The sequence below is a fragment of the Pseudomonas sp. DWP3-1-3b3 genome (assembly GCF_049896305.1).
In the GTDB taxonomy this organism is placed as follows: domain Bacteria; phylum Pseudomonadota; class Gammaproteobacteria; order Pseudomonadales; family Pseudomonadaceae; genus Aquipseudomonas; species Aquipseudomonas azotoformans_A.
The window spans coordinates 20,867-38,248 of the sequence record NZ_JAFCUA010000006.1; the positions used below are offsets into that span (position 1 = coordinate 20,867).

Sequence of the window (17,382 nt, forward strand, 5' to 3'; positions counted from 1 at the left end):
TGAATTAGAGAGCGACAGGCTGCGGCGTCGGAAAACGCCATTGGCCACTCAAGATCTCGTCACTCGGCTGATACAGCCGAACCGTGTAGTTCCAACCGGGCGTAGTCGGCAGGCAATTGGCGATCTTCCCGTCACAGCCGCCGAACTGGATGACAATCGAGCCATCAGCACTTTTCTGGGCGGTCAAATTGTTCAGCGAGTAAGCGTCATAGGGGTTTTGCTGGAAGTAGCCGTCTGCGTTGTAAACGCTGACAGACCAGAAGCTTTTCACCGGAACATCGCCGACCTTGAGTCGGTAAACGGTCTTGCCGTCGTTCGCAGGCATCACGCCGCCGAGGTAGATGGCGTCCTTGGCCGGGTTGCCGCCCCATCCCGTGGCCGTGCCGATCAGGTGATGAATCGGATTGACCTTGCCCTTGGGACCAAACGACTGGTTGTAGTCGGGAATCGTCGAGCCCAGCACTTCGAGGGCTTCGCGCACTTTTGCCTGGCTGGCCGGGTCCCACTTCGGTACGACGAACTCCCCAACCTTGGCTTGTTCGACCGTGATTGCGTCCTGCAGCCCATGCACCTTTTCCAGGTCTTGACGATCCGTGGGGTCGAAGAAGGTGCGCACAGCGACAAACACATAGCGTGTGCCGACTGCCTCCTTCGTCAGTGTCCGGCGGCCGGCGCCGTAGGTGACGATGGGCACGTAGTGGTCTTCATTGATCACGGCCATCGACATGAACCGCCCCTCGGCCTCAGGCAAGGCGATTGTGACGGGGCCGGCATCGAGGTCGAATACCGCTGATGAATAGAGCGTGTCCCGATTCATCCGCACCACATTCTGGGCGTCGATGGGCACGGCTTCGCGACTATGAACAAAGCGGCCCAAGCTGCCGGTGGCAACCATTTTGCCCAAGTAGAGATCGGACTCGGCACGCGCAAAATTATCCACACCCACCGGTATCGCCGCCTCCGGGGATGACTGAGCGTGCGCACTTCCAAAAGCAGCCAGCGCCAGGGCGAAGAGGCAGGCCGTGGGTGATTGAGACATTGAAACCTCGGGGTTTTATAAGTTGGCGTTGATTTTTTGACTGTATAAGAACGCCCTGGCACGAACTTGCCATTTGGTGCCAAAAGCTCAGCGAGCGGGGACGCGAAGGCGTCCGCTGAGCGTGGCCGGAAGGGTTAAGCGAGGGTATTAACGATCTTGTTTCAAGAGGGCGCGATAGCGCGATGGTGGGCTGCCGGTCCAGCGCTTGAAGGCACGGGTAAAGTGCGCGGGATCGCTGTAGCCGACCATGTAGGCAATTTCAGTCGCGCTGTACCGGCCGCTGGCAATCAACTGAAGGGCTTCACTGCGACGTGTCTCGTCACGCAGTGCGTCGAAGTCGATGCCGCAATGTTCCAGGCGTCGCTGCAGCGTTCGCACAGACAGCCCGATCTTTCTGGAAATAATGACCAGCTTGGAGAGTTCCTGATCGGCAATCTGCTGGGCAAGCACGTCGGCCGCTGCCGAGGTCGAGTTCAAGGCTTGGGTGGTTTTCCAGGCGACATCCCGGACAGGCCGCAGGGGGATTTCGAGCAACTCTCGATCAAACTCGATCATGTTGTAGTCGGCGTTCATGACCAGGTTCGGGCCCAGATACTCCTCAAGCGCCTCGTCGCCTCGCTCTCGCGGGTTCTTCAAATGCACGCGTATGGCGCCAGGCGCACCCGACATGAGCGGCACTTTCCTGAGCACAGCCAGCGTGCCGAAAATCACCTGCTTGGGGTCTGCGCCATGGTGCCCGGTAAAGTGCTGGATCAACTTTGTCGTACGGCCTTCGGTGACAATCTTGACTTCGCTGCCCTGGTGCAACAAATCCGTATGCACCGCCGCCGCTGCACAGGCTTGAGCCAAACTGGTGGAACCCAGAATCAACTCGCCCCACAGGCCGGTTGAGCGCACATCGGTCAAATGCCCGATCATCGCTCCACCGAAAGGGTCCTGGGCGATGGCAGCCATTTCATTTGCGATATGAAAGCACGCCGCACGCGGCACCCAGGCTTCAGGGTTTTGGAAGACATGCGGGGAAATGCCAAAACGCCGAAAGAACTCCAACGGCGATACCCCGCGCATGCTCAGGTAGGGCGCGATCTGGCGAAGCGTGCTGAGCTTGATGGCAGGCGGGGCATTCGTCATGGGGATTGTCTCGGCCATGATGTCTTGGACGTTGAGGTGCTTGGAGCAGGGTAGCAGAGGGTGGGGCTGTTGATGGTGGAGTAAACAGCGGGAATGGGCGGGTGACAAATCGGGGGATCCCTTACCTAGCCCCGGCCCTCTCAGGGTGGGGCTCTTCAGGTGGGGGCTGCTGCCTGGTAGTGCCGGTTGACCCCAACACCTTCACCACACATCAATCACCGCCTTGCTCATCTCCTGCAAGTAATGCGACGCCCAGGCATACGGGTCTAGGGGCGCTTGGTGCGCCTGCATCTTGCCGGGTTCTCTGGCCCGATCGCTGAATTGGCAGCGATGGAAGGGAGGGGATGGTGGAACGGGGGGCAATCGGGGATGCTGAGGGGATGGATGCGAAAAAAAGCAGGGTAGTGTTTTGAGCGTGGACGTTTAGTGGGCATTTTCAGGAAACGACGCCCAGAGTTTCTCGCGTTTTCCAAACCCCAGAAACCACAAAGCCCCGCATTGCGGGGCTTCGAGATATGGTGCCGGCACCAGGAGTCGAACCCGGGACCTACTGATTACAAGTCAGTTGCTCTACCAACTGAGCTATACCGGCGTGTTAGGGCGACGATTATAGCGATTGGCAAGGTTCTGTAAACCCCTGAATTCTGACTATTTTTGCAGAACCCAAGGTTTTTTCATCCGCGCCCCTTTTTCCGATCAGCAAGGGTAGGATTCTTCCTAAGCCGCCGAAGGGTCAAACCCGGTGCAATCTCATCCCATCCAAAGGAAGCCCCACGTGAAACGGACTCTCTCCCTGTCCCTCATCCTCCTCACTGCCGCGCTCAGCGCGTGTTCCTCCAATAAGCCCGGTAATGACCCTGCCCTGGTCGGTACTTGGAAAGGCTTGCGTACCGAAACCGGCAAATGCCAGTTCCTGTCGTGGACCAATAATCTCAAGCCTGACGGGCGCTTCGTCATTACCTTCTACCGCGATGCGCAGCAGACCCAGGTGATCCAGACCGAGCAGGGTTCATGGTCAGCGGCCAATGGCAAGAATGAGTTGCGCACGGACGGCGTACGTTCGCCGGATGTGTACACCTACAAGCTGCTCGACGCCGACACCGTTCACTATGTGAGCGTGTCGTCGGACCCTACCAGCGATTGCCAGGATGACTACGCGTTCACCGAGCGCCGCGTGCGCCAATAAGGCTGGCACGCTCCAAAACCGGGCGCTCGGGTGCCCGGTTGTTATAGGTATCAACGCCTCTTCCCACAGTTCTTCCCGAACTTCTTGTAGTCCATTACCCATTTCTGCCTGCATTTGCAGCAAAAGCCTACAGGCTGACTGCGATCAATTTGGTTTAGTTAACGGGCGGTATCCTCCGGGCTTAGCAGATTAAGTGCCCTGGTGGAGTCATGCGGCGCGGGTTTTGCTTCGCTGTCCAGCGAGCCGGTGCCTGTACGCACCGACACACGGGCCGTGGCTTCGCGGGCGATTTGGATCAACCGCTCGGCTGGTTTTCCCTTGAATACAGGTGAGGTTTCCGTATTCTGTGGCGCGATATAAACCGTCAGGCTAATCGCGGTTTCATGTAGGCAATTTTTCGAGACAATGTTGGGCAATCGAATATTTGTTGATGGGTGTGTCAGTTTTGCGCCGTTCTTGTCCATCTGGACAACAATTTTCGCGAATTAACAGTGCAAGTTCATGTTCTTACAACGAATGCAATTTTTATCACAAAAAAGTCATAAAAATGGCGCCACGCCGTTCGTCGGATTAAATTGAACTAAAAGCATCAAAATACTGACACCATCAATGTGATATCACAGAATGCGCCCGACACCACATAACTAGAAAAATACAAGGTCAGCCTATTGCTGACCTTTTTATCGCCTTTAAAGCGCAAACAGGTGGGGAGGGGCAGTGAGTGAGTCGAGCAGATGACATTTCAAAACTATTCAACAAGCTGGGTGCCAACCCGAGTGGCTACCGCGAGATCGACTTTGTCCATGATTTCATCGAGGACGATGTAGAGGTCTTGGAAGCCCCCGTCGCGACTCAAGCCCTGCCTGAAATTGAAGCGCCGTCAGCTCCCCTGTTGCGTCTGCTGGAAGAGCTGAGCCAAGGCGAAGCCGACCACCTGCAGCCGCCCGAAGTGGTGGAGGGGCGTGACGGCGAAGTGTATTCGGAGCAATCGAGCCCCAACGTCGTGGTGGTTGTCTCGGTCAAAGGCGGCGTCGGCCGCAGCACCCTGACCGCTGCGATTGCCAGCGGCTTGCAGCGCCAGGGCCGCCCGGCGCTCGCCCTGGACCTGGACCCGCAGAACGCCTTGCGTCACCACCTGTGCCTGGGCCTCGACATGCCTGGCCTCAGCGCGAACAGTTTGCTCAATGAAAGCTGGGAAACCCTGCCTGAACGCGGCTTTGCCGGTTGCCGCCTGGTGGCGTTTGGTAGCACCGACCACGAGCAGCAGCAGAGTCTGAACCGTTGGCTGGGTCAGGATAGCGAGTGGCTGGGCCAACGCTTGGCTGACCTTAAATTGAATGGCCAGGACACCGTGATCATCGACGTCCCGGCCGGCAATACCGTGTACCTCGGCCAGGCCATGTCGGTGGCCGATGCGGTGCTGGTCGTCGTGCAGCCGGATGTGGCCTCGTTCAGCACCCTCGACCAGATGGACAGTGTGCTTGCGCCGTACTTCAACCGCGAAAAACCGCCACAGCGCTTCTACGTGATCAACCAGTTGGACGCTGCCCACCGCTTCAGCCTGGACATGGTCGAGGTGTTCAAGACCCGCCTGGGTGCTGCCCTGCTGGGCACGGTCCACCGCGATCCCGCGTTCAGTGAAGCCCAAGCCTACGGTCGCGATCCCCTCGACCCCACCGTCAACAGTATCGGCAGCCAGGACGTCCACGCCCTGTGCCGCACCTTGCTCGAACGCATCGACTCGGACCTCCCATGACCGACAATACGTCCTCCACGCCCTTCGTCGAAGGGCGCGCTGAACAGCGCCTAAATGGCGCGATTGCGCGCTTCAATCGGTGGCCTGCGGCGCTGCGTACGGTGCTGGTTGTTGCCAGTTGCGTGCTCGGCGCCCTGTTGTTGCTGGGCATTATCAGCGCACCGCTCGACCTCTACAGCCAGTGCCTGTTTGCCGGCGTGTGCTTCCTGGCGGTGCTGGTGCTGCGCAAAATTCCCGGACGCCTGGCGATCCTCGCGCTGGTGGTGTTGTCACTGGTGGCGTCGTTGCGCTACATGTTCTGGCGGCTCACCTCCACCCTCGGGTTCGAGACCTGGATCGACATGTTCTTCGGCTACGGCCTGGTCGCCGCCGAGTTCTACGCCCTGATCGTTCTGATCTTCGGCTACGTACAAACCGCCTGGCCGCTGCGCCGTACGCCGGTGTGGTTGAAGACCGAGCCCGAAGAATGGCCGACGGTCGACGTGTTCATCCCCACGTATAACGAAGCGCTGAGCATCGTAAAACTGACCATCTTCGCCGCCCAGGCAATGGACTGGCCCAAGGACAAGCTGCGCGTCCACGTGCTGGACGATGGCCGCCGCGACGACTTCCGTGACTTCTGCCGCAAGGTCGGCGTGAACTACATTCGCCGCGACAACAACTTCCACGCCAAGGCCGGTAACCTCAACGAAGCGTTGAAGGTCACCGACGGTGAATACATCGCCCTGTTCGATGCCGACCACGTGCCAACGCGCTCCTTCCTGCAAGTGAGCCTGGGCTGGTTCCTCAAAGACCCGAAGCTGGCGATGCTGCAAACGCCGCACTTCTTCTTCTCGCCAGACCCGTTCGAAAAGAACCTCGATACCTTCCGCGCCGTGCCCAATGAGGGCGAGCTGTTCTACGGCCTGGTGCAGGACGGCAACGACCTGTGGAACGCCACCTTCTTCTGCGGCTCCTGTGCGGTCATCCGCCGTAAACCGCTGCTGGAAATCGGCGGCGTAGCCGTCGAGACCGTGACCGAAGACGCCCACACCGCGCTCAAGCTCAACCGCCTGGGCTACAACACCGCTTACCTGGCCATCCCGCAAGCCGCGGGCCTGGCCACCGAAAGCCTGTCGCGCCACATCAACCAGCGGATTCGCTGGGCGCGGGGCATGGCGCAGATCTTCCGCACCGACAATCCGCTGCTGGGCAAAGGCCTCAAGTGGGGCCAGCGCATCTGCTACGCCAACGCCATGCTGCACTTCTTCTATGGTTTGCCGCGCCTGGTGTTCCTGACCGCGCCGTTGGCTTATCTGGTGTTCGGGGCGGAGATTTTCCACGCGTCGGCGCTGATGATCGTTGCCTACGTGTTGCCGCACTTGGTGCACTCGAGCCTTACCAACTCCCGGATCCAGGGGCGTTTCCGTCACTCGTTCTGGAACGAGGTGTACGAGACGGTACTGGCCTGGTACATCCTGCCGCCGGTGCTGGTGGCGTTGGTCAACCCCAAGGCCGGTGGCTTCAACGTGACCGACAAGGGCGGCATCATCGACAAGCAGTTCTTCGACTGGAAACTCGCGCGCCCGTACCTGGTGTTGCTGGCAGTGAATCTGGTCGGCCTGGGCTTCGGTATCCATCAGTTGATCTGGGGCGATGCGTCCACTGCCGTGACGGTAGCGATCAACCTGACCTGGACCCTCTACAACCTGATCATCACCAGCGCCGCCGTGGCCGTGGCTTCGGAAGCGCGCCAAGTGCGTTCCGAGCCGCGTGTCAGCGCCAAGCTGCCGGTGAGCATCATTTGTGCTGACGGCCGTGTGCTTGAAGGCACGACTCAAGATTTCTCGCAAAACGGCTTCGGCTTGATGCTCTCCGATGGTCACTCGATCACCCAGGGTGAGCGCGTGCAATTGGTGCTGTCACGCAACGGCCAGGACAGCCTGTTCGATGCCCGCGTGGTGTTCAGCAAGGGCGCGCAGATCGGTGCCCAGTTCGAGCCCCTCAGTCTGCGCCAGCAAAGCGAGTTGGTTCGCCTGACCTTCTCCCGCGCCGATACCTGGGCCGCGAGCTGGGGCGCCGGCCAGCCGGATACACCGCTGGCGGCCCTGCGTGAAGTGGGCTCCATCGGCATCGGCGGCTTGTTCACCCTGGGCCGCGCCACCCTACACGAACTGCGTCTGGCCTTGAGCCGCACCCCCACAAAACCGCTAGATACGCTGATGGACAAGCCATGACCTCGAAGATATTCGCTCGCCCTCATCCGCGCCGTGCACTCGCGCTGATGATCGCCTCGCTGATGGGCCTCAACACCCTGGCGCAAGCTGCCGAGCAAGCGGTTGCCACCGTGCCGGTGCAAAGCACCGATAACGGCTACAGCCTGACCCTCAAGCAGCTGGGCCGCCGCGACACCATGAACCTGCAAGGCGTGGAGTCGTCCGACAGCGTCAACTTTGATATCCGTGCCGATGAAGTGGTGAAGGGCGCGCAACTGCTGCTCAAATACAGCTACTCGCCGGCGCTGCTGGCCGACCTGTCGCAGATCAACGTGTTGGTCAACGGCGAAGTCGCCGCCAGCCTGGCGCTGCCCAAAGAAGGCGCGGGCATCCAGCAAGAGCAACTGGTGCAGCTTCCGCCGAAGCTGATCACCGAGTTCAACCGCTTGAGCCTGCAGTTCATCGGCCACTACACCATGTCCTGCGAAGACCCGCTGCACAGCAGCCTATGGGCCAAGATCAGCAACAGCAGCGAGCTCAAAGTGCAGGTCGAGCCGATCGTGCTCAAGGACGACCTGGCCGTGCTGCCGCTGCCGTTCTTCGACAAGCGTGACGCGCGCCAGGTCAGCCTGCCGTTCGTGTTCGCCACTGCGCCCGACAGCGCCGCGCTGGAAGCGGCCGGTGCCTTGTCTTCATGGATCGGCGGCCTCGCCAGCTACCGGGGCGCGACGTTCCCGACCACCCTCGGCGAGCTGCCGGCCAAAGGCAACGCCATCGTGTTGGTGCAAACCGCCGATGCGCTGGACGTGCACGGTGTTGCGGTCGCCAAGCCGACCGGCCCGACCCTGACCCTCATCGCCAACCCCAATGACGTCAACGGCAAACTGCTGATCGTCACCGGGCGTGACGGCGAAGAACTCAAGCGCGCCGCTAACGCGGTCGTGCTGGGTAACCCGGTATTGGCCGGCAACAGCGTGGTCATCACCAAGCTCGACACCCTGGCACCGCGCCGTCCGTACGACGCGCCAAACTGGCTGCCAAGCAACCGCCCGGTGCGCCTGGGCGAGTTGATCGAGCAGCAGAAACTCAGCGTGTCGGGCTACAACCCAGGCGCGATCAGCGTCGACATGCGCCTGCCGCCAGACCTGTTCAACTGGCGTGAAGAGGGCGTGCCGCTCAAGCTCAAATACCGCTACACGCCGCAGCAGGTATCGACCAACTCGTCGCTGCTGATCGGCCTGAATGATCAATTCATGAAGTCCGTGGCCTTGCCGTCGGTGACCAACCTGGGCGGCGGCCAGACCCTGCTCGACCAGTTGAAGAAAGACGAAAGCCTGCCGCGCGAAGTGACGACGCTGTTGCCGATCAGCTCGGCATCGCCCAAGTCCAAGCTGCAACTGCGCTTCATGTACGACTACATCAAAGAAGGCGAATGCCGGGACATCATCGTCGACAACATGCGCGGTTCAGTCGACCCGGATTCGACCCTCGACGTCACCGGCTACCAGCATTACATCGCCATGCCGAACCTGGGCGTGTTCAACGACTCCGGCTTCCCGTTCACCCGCCTGGCTGACTTGTCGGAATCCGCCGTGGTCATGCCCGACAACTTCGGCACCGACGAGTTGACCGCCTACCTGACCGTGATGGGCCGCTTCGGCGAAGCCACCGGCTACCCGGCCACCGCCGTCAAAGTGGTGCAGGCCAAGGACGTGCAAAGCGTTGCCGACAAAGACCTGCTGGTGCTCGCCACCGCGGCCAACCAACCGCTGCTCAAGCAGTGGCAGCAATACCTGCCGGCTACCAGCGATGGTGAGCAGCACCAGTTCCTGCTGTCTGACCTGCCACGTTATGTCCGTAGCTGGGTCAGCCCGGACCCGGCGGGCAACCAGCATCCGGCCAATGCCGGCATTACCTTCAAGGGCCTGAGCAACAGTACTTGGCTGGCGGGCTTCCAATCGCCGCTCAAGAGCGGTCGCAGTGTGGTGCTGATCGCCAGCAACCAGCCGCAGGGCCTGCTGGAAGCCACCTCGGCGCTGATTGGCGGTGACGACTACAAAGACTCGATCCAGGGCAGCCTGGCCGTGGTGCAGGGCACACAAATAAGTTCGCTGGTAGGTGACGAGCAGTACTACGTCGGCAAGCTCAACTACTTCAAATTCATGCAGTGGCAACTGTCGCAGAACCTGGGTTGGATGCTGTTGATCACCTTCCTCGGCCTGGCGGTGGTGACCAGCCTTATCTATCTGTCGCTGCGCGCACGTGCAAAACGGCGGTTGGCATGAGCCCGCTCAAGAGCATGGCCCTGGCCGCACTGGGCGCGGTGATGTTTGCCGGTAGCGCGCAGGCGCAAACCTGTGACTGGCCGCTGTGGCAGAACTACGCCAAGCGCTTTGTGCAGGACGATGGGCGAGTGTTGAACTCGTCGATGAAACCCACCGAGAGCAGTTCGGAAGGGCAGTCCTACGCGATGTTCTTTGCGCTGGTCGGTAATGACCGTGCGAGCTTCGACAAGCTGTGGACCTGGACCAAGGCCAACATGTCGGGCTCCGACATCGGCCAGAACCTGCCGGGTTGGCTGTGGGGCAAAAAAGCCGATAACACCTGGGGCGTAATCGACCCGAACTCCGCCAGCGACGCTGATTTGTGGATGGCTTACGCCTTGCTCGAAGCGGCGCGCGTGTGGAATGCCCCGCAGTACCGCGCCGACGCGCAGTTGTTGTTGGCCAACGTCGAACGCAACCTGATCGTGCGCGTGCCCGGTCTGGGCAAGATGCTGTTGCCGGGGCCGGTGGGCTACGTGCATCCGGGCGGTTTGTGGCGTTTCAATCCGAGCTACCAGGTGCTTGCACAACTGCGTCGCTTCCAGAAAGAACGCCCGAACGCCGGTTGGAACGAAGTGGCTGAAAGCAACGCGCGCATGCTCGCCGATACCGCCAGCAACCCTCACGGCCTCGCGGCCAACTGGGTCGGTTATCGCGCGACCAGCGCCAACGCCGGGCTGTTTGTGGTCGACCCGTTCTCCGATGACCTGGGCAGCTACGACGCGATCCGCACCTACATGTGGGCCGGCATGACCGCCAAAGGCGATCCATTGGCGGCGGCGATGCTCAAGTCGCTGGGCGGTATGTCCCGCGCCACGGCTGCCTCGGTCACCGGCTTCCCGCCGGAAAAAATCCACGTGCTGACCGGCGAAGCCGAGAAAAACAACGGCTACACGCCGATGGGTTTCTCCGCATCGACCATTGCCTTCTTCCAGGCCCGCGGCGAAACCGCCCTGGCGCAGCTGCAAAAGACCAAGGTCGACGACGCGCTCGCCAAGGCCCTGGCGCCTTCGGCACCCGAGAGTGCGCAGCCGATCTACTACGACTACATGCTCAGCCTGTTCAGCCAGGGCTTTGCCGATCAGAAGTACCGTTTTGAACAAGACGGCACGGTCAAATTATCCTGGGAGGCCGCATGCGCCGTCACACGCTAGCCATTGCGATTCTCGCCGCCCTGGTCTCGACGGCCAGCGTCGCTGAAACCAGCGACCCGCAGGCCCTGCTGATCGAGCAGGGTTACTACTGGCAGTCGAAAAAGAACCCTGAACGCGCGCTGGAAACCTGGCAGAAACTCTTGAGCCTGAGCCCCGAGCAACCGGATGCGCTGTACGGCATCGGCTTGATCCAGGTGCAACAGAACCGTCCGGCCGAAGCGCAAAAGTACCTGGCCCGTTTGCAGGCGCTGAGCCCGGTGCCGCGCCAGGCGTTGCAGCTGGAGCAGGACATCACCGTGGCCGTGCCGGACAACGCCAAGTTGCTGGAGCAGGCCCGTGAGTTGGGTGAGCCCGACGACGAGCGCGAAAAGGCCGTGGCCTTGTACCGCCAGGTTTTCCAGGGCCGCCAACCCCAGGGCCTGATCGCCCGTGAGTACTACAACACCTTGGGCTTCACGGCCAAGGGCACCAGCGAAGCCATCGCCGGCTTGCAGCGTTTGTCCCGTGAACGGCCGAACGATCCGATCGTTGCGTTGTTCCTCGCCAAGCACCTGGCGCGCAACCCGGCCACGCGGCCTGACGGCATTCGTGCCCTCGCCAAACTGGCGCCGAACAACGACGTGGGCGGCAACGCCGATGAAACCTGGCGCTTCGCACTGATCTGGCTCGGCCCGCCGAAGCCGGACCAGGTGTCGCTGTTCCAGCAGTTCCTCACCGTGCACCCGGATGACGCCGAGATTCGCGCGCTGATGAACAAGGGCATTGCCCAAGGCAAAGGCGGCGGTACCTGGCAGCGTGACCCGCAGATGACCAAGGCCTTCAAGGCGCTGGATGACGGCGACCTGAAAACCGCCGAGCCACTGCTGGCCGCGCGCCTTGCGCAAAAATCCAATGACGTCGATGCCCTCGGTGGCATGGGCGTATTGCGTCAACAGCAGGAACGTTACAGCGAAGCCGAAAACTACCTCGTCCAGGCTATCCGTTTGCCCGGTGGTGCCGCGTGGCAGTCGGCCCTGAACGACGTGCGCTACTGGAACCTGATCAGCCAGAGCCGCGACGCCCAACGCGCCGGCCGCAGCGCCCAGGCTCGTGACCTGGTGGCCCAGGCCGAGCGCCTGAACCCAGGCCAGCCTGGCGCGGCGGTCGCGTTGGCGGGTTTCCAGTCTCAGGACAACCAGTTCGAAGAAGCCGAAGCCGGCTACCGCAAGGTGTTGGCCCGTCATCCCGGTGACCCGGATGCCTTGAGTGGCTTGATCAACGTGTTGTCCCAGTCGGGTCAACCGGATGAGGCCTTGAAGCTGATCGACTCGGTGTCACCGGCGCAGCGCGCCAAGTTCGCGCCGAGCGTGAAAATCAACGCATTGCGTGCGACCCAGGTCGGTAAACTGGCGGAGCAACGCGGTGACGTGAAAGGCGCACAAGCGGCCTACCGCCAGGCTCTCGACGCTGACCCTGAAAACCCATGGACCCGCTTTGCCCTGGCGCGCATGTACCTGCGCGACGGCCAGATCCGCAATGCCCGTGCGTTGATCGACGGCTTGCTCAAGACTCAGCCCAACCAGCCGGACGCGCTGTACACCAGCACCCTGTTGTCGGCGCAACTGAGCGAATGGAAACAGGCCGAGACGACCCTGGGGCGTATCCCCACGGCGCAACGCACGGCCGACATGAACGAGCTGGTGATCGATATCGCGCTGCACCAGCAGACCGACGTGGCCATCGAAACCGCTCGCCGTGGCCAGCGCCCTGAAGCCTTGGCATTGCTGGGGCGTTCCGAACCGTTGACCCGTCAGAAGCCTGAGCGTGTGGCGGTGTTGGCCGCCGCCTATGTGGAAGTCGGCGCCGCGCAGTACGGCCTCGATATGATGCAGAAGGTGGTGGAGAACAACCCCAACCCTACGGTCGACCAGAAACTGCTGTACGCCAACGTGCTGCTCAAGGCTAACAAGTACAGCGAGGCGGGTGAGATCCTGCGCGAAGTGCAAGGCCAGCCTTTGAGCGAAATCGGTCGCCAGCGCTATGACGACCTGATTTACCTGTACCGGGTCAAACAGGCGGATGCCCTGCGCGAGAAGAACGACCTGGTAGCCGCCTATGACATGCTGTCCCCGGCGTTGGCCCAGCGTCCGAATGACGCGCTGGGCGTCGGCGCACTGGCGCGGATGTACGCCGCCAGTGGCAACGGCAAGAAGGCGATGGAGTTGTACGCGCCGCTGATCCAGCAGAACCCGAACAACGCACGCCTGCAACTGGGCCTGGCGGACATCGCCCTGAAAGGCAATGACCGCAGCTTGGCGCAAAGCGCCAGTGACAAGGCGCTGGCCCTGGAGCCGGGTAACCCGGAGACGCTCACCTCGGCCGCGCGTATTTACCAGGGGCTGGGCAAGAACAGCGAAGCCGCTGAGTTACTGCGCAAGGCCCTGGCGATTGAAAACGCCATGAAGGCCAAGACCCAAGTGGCCCCGGCTGGTGCTCCAGGTACATCGTATAACCCGTTCGTAGGCTTGCCGGGCCAGCGTCGCCAGGTCACCGACCTGACCGTTGCTGGCGCCGTACCGCCGCCGATCGATGCGCCAACCAAGTCCGTGACGTCCAGTGCTTTTGCGAGTGCAACGTCCAACGACTTGAGCGACCCGTTTGTGCCGCCGTCGAGCATTGCCTCCGTCGACAGCCCCGAGCTGAGCCCGGCGCGACGTGCGCTGGATACCATCCTGCGTGACCGTACCGGTTATGTGGTGCAAGGCTTGAGCGTGCGCAGCAACAACGGCGAGAAAGGCTTGAGCAAACTCACCGATGTGGAAGCGCCGTTTGAAGCGCGTATGCCAGTGGGCGATAACACGGTGGCGCTGCGGGTGACGCCGGTGCATTTGAGCGCTGGTAGTGTTGGCGATGATGCTGCATCACGCTTCGGCGGCGGCAAGGTCACCTCACCACGGACCCAGAATGCTACCGGTGTTGGCTTGGCCGTGGCTTTTGAGAACCCTGATGAAGGCCTCAAGGCCGACGTCGGCGTAAGCCCGTTGGGCTTCCTCTACAACACCATCGTCGGCGGCGTGAGCGTGTCGCGTCCGTTCGAGGCCAATTCGAACTTCCGCTATGGTGCAAATATCTCTCGGCGCCCAGTCACCGACAGCGTCACTTCCTTTGCAGGCTCCAAAGACGGCGACGGTTACAAGTGGGGCGGCGTGACCGCCAACGGCGGGCGTGGCGAGTTGAGCTACGACAACCAGAAATTGGGTGTTTACGGCTACGCCTCCTTGCATCAACTGATGGGCAACCACGTTGACGACAATACGCGCATGGAGTTGGGCAGCGGTATCTACTGGTACCTGCGTAATAACCCACGTGACACCCTGACCTTGGGTATCAGCGGTTCGGCGCTGAGCTTCAAGGAGAACCAGGACTTCTACACCTACGGCAACGGCGGCTACTTCAGCCCGCAGCGCTTCTTCTCCCTGGGCGTGCCGATTCGGTGGGCGCAGAGCTTTGATCGCTTCAGCTACCAGGTAAAAAGTTCGGTGGGCGTGCAGTATATCGGCCAAGATAGCGCGGATTTTTTCCCGGGCCGCAAAGACCTCGGTACCCAGGAATACAAAAGCTCGGACAAAACCGGCGTCGGCTACAGCTTCAACGCTGCCGCCGAATACCGCCTGAGCTCGCGGTTCTACCTGGGTGGCGAAATCGGTGTCGATAACGCCCAGGACTACCGCCAGTACGCCGGTAACGCTTATCTGCGCTACTTGTTCGAAGACCTGAGCGGGCCTATGCCATTGCCGGTCAGCCCGTACCGTTCACCTTATTCCAACTGATTAATCGGAGTCATTCATGCCTGTTTCTGCGATTGCCGGCCTAACCATGCTGGTATTGGGCGAAAGTCATATGAGCTTTCCCGATTCGTTGCTCAACCCGTTGCAAGACAACCTCACCAAGCAAGGCGCGGTGGTTCACTCCATCGGTGCGTGCGGTGCCGGTGCGGCGGATTGGGTTGTCCCGAAAAAAGTCGAGTGCGGTGGCGAACGTACGCCAACTGGCAAGGCCGTGATCTATGGCAAGAACGCCATGAGCACCACGCCGATCCAGGAGCTGATCGCCAAGGACAAGCCCGACGTGGTCGTGCTGATCATCGGCGACACCATGGGCTCTTACACCAACCCGGTGTTCCCCAAAGCCTGGGCCTGGAAAAGCGTGACCTCGCTGACCAAAGCCATCACCGACACCGGCACCAAATGCGTGTGGGTCGGCCCGCCATGGGGCAAGGTCGGTTCCCAGTACAAGAAGGATGACACCCGCACCAAGCTGATGTCGTCGTTCCTGGCCAGCAACGTGGCGCCGTGCACCTACATCGATTCGCTGACGTTCTCCAAACCGGGCGAGTGGATCACCACCGACGGCCAACACTTCACCATCGACGGTTACCAGAAGTGGGCCAAGGCGATCGGTACTGCCTTGGGTGACCTGCCGCCATCGGCCTACGGTAAAGGAAGCAAATAATGAAACGGATGACCCTGGGCCTGGCGACCTTGCTCGCCAGCGTCAGCGCCTACAGCGCCGACATCCCGTTGTACCCGACCGGCCCGGAGCAAGACGCAGCGTTCCTGCGTTTTGCCAACGGCACCCCTGGCGAATTGAAGCTGGTGGCCGACGGTTCCAAGGCCAGCCTGGTGTTGAATGGCGACAAAGCCGTGTCGGCCTTTTTGCCAGTGGTCGGCGGTGACAAGCCGATCAAAGGCGTGTTGAGCAGCGCCGGCAAAAACACCGATTTCTCCGTGAAAGTGGCGCCGGGCGAATTCGCCACGGTGGTTGCGCTGGTCGATGCCAAGGGCGCCACGCGCCAATTGGTGGTGCGCGAAGTGCCGGACGACTTCAACGCACTCAAAGCCTCCCTGGCCTTTATCAACGCCGACGCCACCTGCGCCGACGCCAGCCTGGAAGCCGTGACGCAAAAGGCCGAGCTGTTCAAGAAGGTCGCGGAAGGCGCGGTGCAGCGTCGCATGATCAACCCGGTGGAACTGTCGGTGCAGCTCAAATGCGCCGGCGCGCCGGTTGGCCAGCCGCTGACGTTTACCCTCAAGGCGGGCGAGCGCTACAGCGTCTTGGCCGTTCCTTCAGACACAGGCTCGAAGTTGCTGTTCGCCTCTGACGCACTCGCTAACTGATCGGGCCCGACACCACCATGGTCTTTGCCTCACTCGAATTCCTCACGCTGTTTCTGCCGGCCTTCCTGTTGATCTATGCCCTGGCTCGTCCGAGCTGGCGCAACGTCATCCTGTTGATCGGCAGCTGGTTGTTCTACGGCTGGTTGAGCCCGTTGTTCCTGTTCCTGCACATGGTGTTGACCGTGGTGGCCTGGATCGGCGGCCTGCTGGTGGACCGCTCCCGTGAGGATGGCAAAGGCCGGGTGCGCCTGTTGATTGCGTTGATCGTGTTCAACACGGCGGTGCTGTGTTGGTACAAATACGCCAACATCGTCGCTGGCACCGTGAGTGAGGTGATCACCTGGTACGGCTATATGCCGCTCGACTGGCAGCGCGTGGCCTTGCCGGCCGGCCTGTCGTTCATCGTGTTGCAGGCGATTTCCTATCTGGTGGATGTGCACCGTCATACGGTGCCGGTGGAGCGCAGCTTCATCAACTACGCCACTTATATCTCGATGTTCGGGCATTCGATTGCCGGTCCGATCATCCGTTACGACTGGGTCCGCCGCGAGCTGAACCAGCGTTATTTCAATTGGCCGAATTTCTCCCTGGGCGCGCGCCGCTTCATGATCGGCATGGGCATGAAAGTGCTGGTGGCTGACACCTTGTCGCCGCTGGTGGACATTGCCTTCCACCTGGAAAACCCAAGCCTGGTGGACGCCTGGATCGGTTGCCTGGCGTACTCGCTGCAACTGTTCTTCGATTTCGCCGGCTACAGCGCCATGGCCATCGGCCTGGGCCTGATGCTGGGCTTCCATTTCCCGGAAAACTTCAACCGGCCGTACCTGGCCAGCAGCATCCAGGACTTCTGGCGGCGCTGGCACCTGTCGTTGTCCAGCTGGTTGCGCGACTACCTGTACATCGCCTTGGGCGGTAACCGTGACGGCGTGTGGCGTACCTATCGCAACCTCTTCCTGACCATGGCGATTGCCGGGTTGTGGCACGGCGGTGACAGCTGGAACTACCTGTTGTGGGGTTCGGCCCATGGCGTGGCGTTGTGTGTTGACCGCGCTTGGTCGCGTTCGAGCCTGCCGAGCATTCCGCCGGTGCTGTCGCACAGCCTCACGTTGCTGTTTGTGTGCCTGGCCTGGACCTTGTTTCGTGCGCCGGACTTCCACTCGGCGCTGACCATGTATGCCGGCCAGTTCGGGATGCACGGCATGGGCCTGGGTGACGCGATGGCTGTGGCCATGCGCCCGGCCCATGGCATGGCGGCTTTGCTGGGCCTGGTGTGCATCATCGCGCCGATCTGGCAGGTGCGTTGCGAACAGCGTTTCGGCACCCAGCCGTGGTTCGTGGTGGCGGCTTCGCTGTGGCCGGTGGCCGGGTTTGTGTTGTCGTTTGCGCTGATTGCCAGCCGCGACGCCGTACCGTTTCTGTACTTTCAGTTCTAAGGACGCCC

General features: G+C 61.3%; 12 protein-coding genes, 1 tRNA gene and 1 pseudogene. 9 read left to right on the plus strand and 5 right to left on the minus strand.

Annotated features, from left to right (window positions below; translation table 11 throughout):
• Window positions 1-4 precede the first annotated feature (4 nt).
• From ACP7BX_RS19195 to ACP7BX_RS19210, 4 genes and pseudogenes are all read right to left on the minus strand, one after another.
• Window positions 5-1,039 carry a DUF1254 domain-containing protein gene (locus tag ACP7BX_RS19195; protein ID WP_133076511.1) on the minus strand — a complete coding sequence of 345 codons (1,035 nt, stop codon included), beginning with the start codon at window positions 1,037-1,039 and terminating at the stop codon, window positions 5-7.
• Between the two features lie 147 nt (window positions 1,040-1,186).
• Window positions 1,187-2,170 carry an AraC family transcriptional regulator gene (locus ACP7BX_RS19200; protein ID WP_314525029.1) on the minus strand — a complete coding sequence of 328 codons (984 nt, stop codon included), beginning with the start codon at window positions 2,168-2,170 and terminating at the stop codon, window positions 1,187-1,189.
• A gap of 121 nt (window positions 2,171-2,291) precedes the next feature.
• A pseudogene (locus ACP7BX_RS19205) lies at window positions 2,292-2,437 on the minus strand (DUF3077 domain-containing protein); the annotation flags it as partial.
• Between the two features lie 249 nt (window positions 2,438-2,686).
• Window positions 2,687-2,762: transfer RNA gene (locus tag ACP7BX_RS19210), tRNA-Thr, on the minus strand.
• 183 nt (window positions 2,763-2,945) lie between these two features.
• Here ACP7BX_RS19210 and ACP7BX_RS19215 point away from each other — a divergent pair.
• Window positions 2,946-3,356, plus strand: a complete 411-nt coding sequence (locus tag ACP7BX_RS19215; protein WP_033896881.1) for a lipoprotein — start codon at window positions 2,946-2,948, stop codon at window positions 3,354-3,356.
• Between the two features lie 158 nt (window positions 3,357-3,514).
• Here the strand turns inward: ACP7BX_RS19215 and ACP7BX_RS19220 are convergent, their stop codons facing one another.
• Window positions 3,515-3,820 carry a hypothetical protein gene (locus tag ACP7BX_RS19220; protein WP_426129486.1) on the minus strand — a complete coding sequence of 102 codons (306 nt, stop codon included), beginning with the start codon at window positions 3,818-3,820 and terminating at the stop codon, window positions 3,515-3,517.
• 257 nt (window positions 3,821-4,077) lie between these two features.
• Between ACP7BX_RS19220 and bcsQ the strand changes: the two genes are divergently transcribed.
• The 8 genes from bcsQ to ACP7BX_RS19260 are packed head-to-tail and all read left to right on the plus strand — an operon-like array spanning window position 4,078 to window position 17,374.
• Window positions 4,078-5,112, plus strand: a complete 1,035-nt coding sequence (gene bcsQ / locus ACP7BX_RS19225; RefSeq protein ID WP_426129484.1) for a cellulose biosynthesis protein BcsQ — start codon at window positions 4,078-4,080, stop codon at window positions 5,110-5,112.
• On the plus strand, window positions 5,109-7,328 hold the full coding sequence (gene bcsA, locus ACP7BX_RS19230) for a UDP-forming cellulose synthase catalytic subunit (protein WP_033896884.1): 2,220 nt from the start codon (window positions 5,109-5,111) through the stop codon (window positions 7,326-7,328). Before bcsQ ends, bcsA begins: the two co-directional genes overlap by 4 nt.
• A complete protein-coding gene (bcsB, locus tag ACP7BX_RS19235) occupies window positions 7,325-9,592 on the plus strand; it encodes a cellulose biosynthesis cyclic di-GMP-binding regulatory protein BcsB (RefSeq protein ID WP_426129482.1) in 2,268 nt (755 codons plus the stop codon). The genes bcsA and bcsB overlap by 4 nt, the downstream gene beginning before the upstream one ends.
• Window positions 9,589-10,785 carry a cellulose synthase complex periplasmic endoglucanase BcsZ gene (bcsZ, locus tag ACP7BX_RS19240; protein WP_426129480.1) on the plus strand — a complete coding sequence of 399 codons (1,197 nt, stop codon included), beginning with the start codon at window positions 9,589-9,591 and terminating at the stop codon, window positions 10,783-10,785. The genes bcsB and bcsZ overlap by 4 nt, the downstream gene beginning before the upstream one ends.
• On the plus strand, window positions 10,767-14,594 hold the full coding sequence (locus ACP7BX_RS19245) for a cellulose synthase subunit BcsC-related outer membrane protein (RefSeq protein WP_426129478.1): 3,828 nt from the start codon (window positions 10,767-10,769) through the stop codon (window positions 14,592-14,594). Before bcsZ ends, ACP7BX_RS19245 begins: the two co-directional genes overlap by 19 nt.
• A gap of 16 nt (window positions 14,595-14,610) precedes the next feature.
• Window positions 14,611-15,276, plus strand: a complete 666-nt coding sequence (locus ACP7BX_RS19250) for an SGNH/GDSL hydrolase family protein (protein ID WP_028615346.1) — start codon at window positions 14,611-14,613, stop codon at window positions 15,274-15,276.
• Window positions 15,276-15,941: a cell division protein FtsQ gene (locus tag ACP7BX_RS19255; protein WP_426129476.1), complete on the plus strand. Its 666-nt coding sequence runs from the start codon at window positions 15,276-15,278 to the stop codon at window positions 15,939-15,941. The genes ACP7BX_RS19250 and ACP7BX_RS19255 overlap by 1 nt, the downstream gene beginning before the upstream one ends.
• Window positions 15,942-15,958: 17 nt before the next feature.
• A complete protein-coding gene (locus ACP7BX_RS19260) occupies window positions 15,959-17,374 on the plus strand; it encodes an MBOAT family O-acyltransferase (RefSeq protein WP_426129474.1) in 1,416 nt (471 codons plus the stop codon).
• Window positions 17,375-17,382 lie beyond the last annotated feature (8 nt).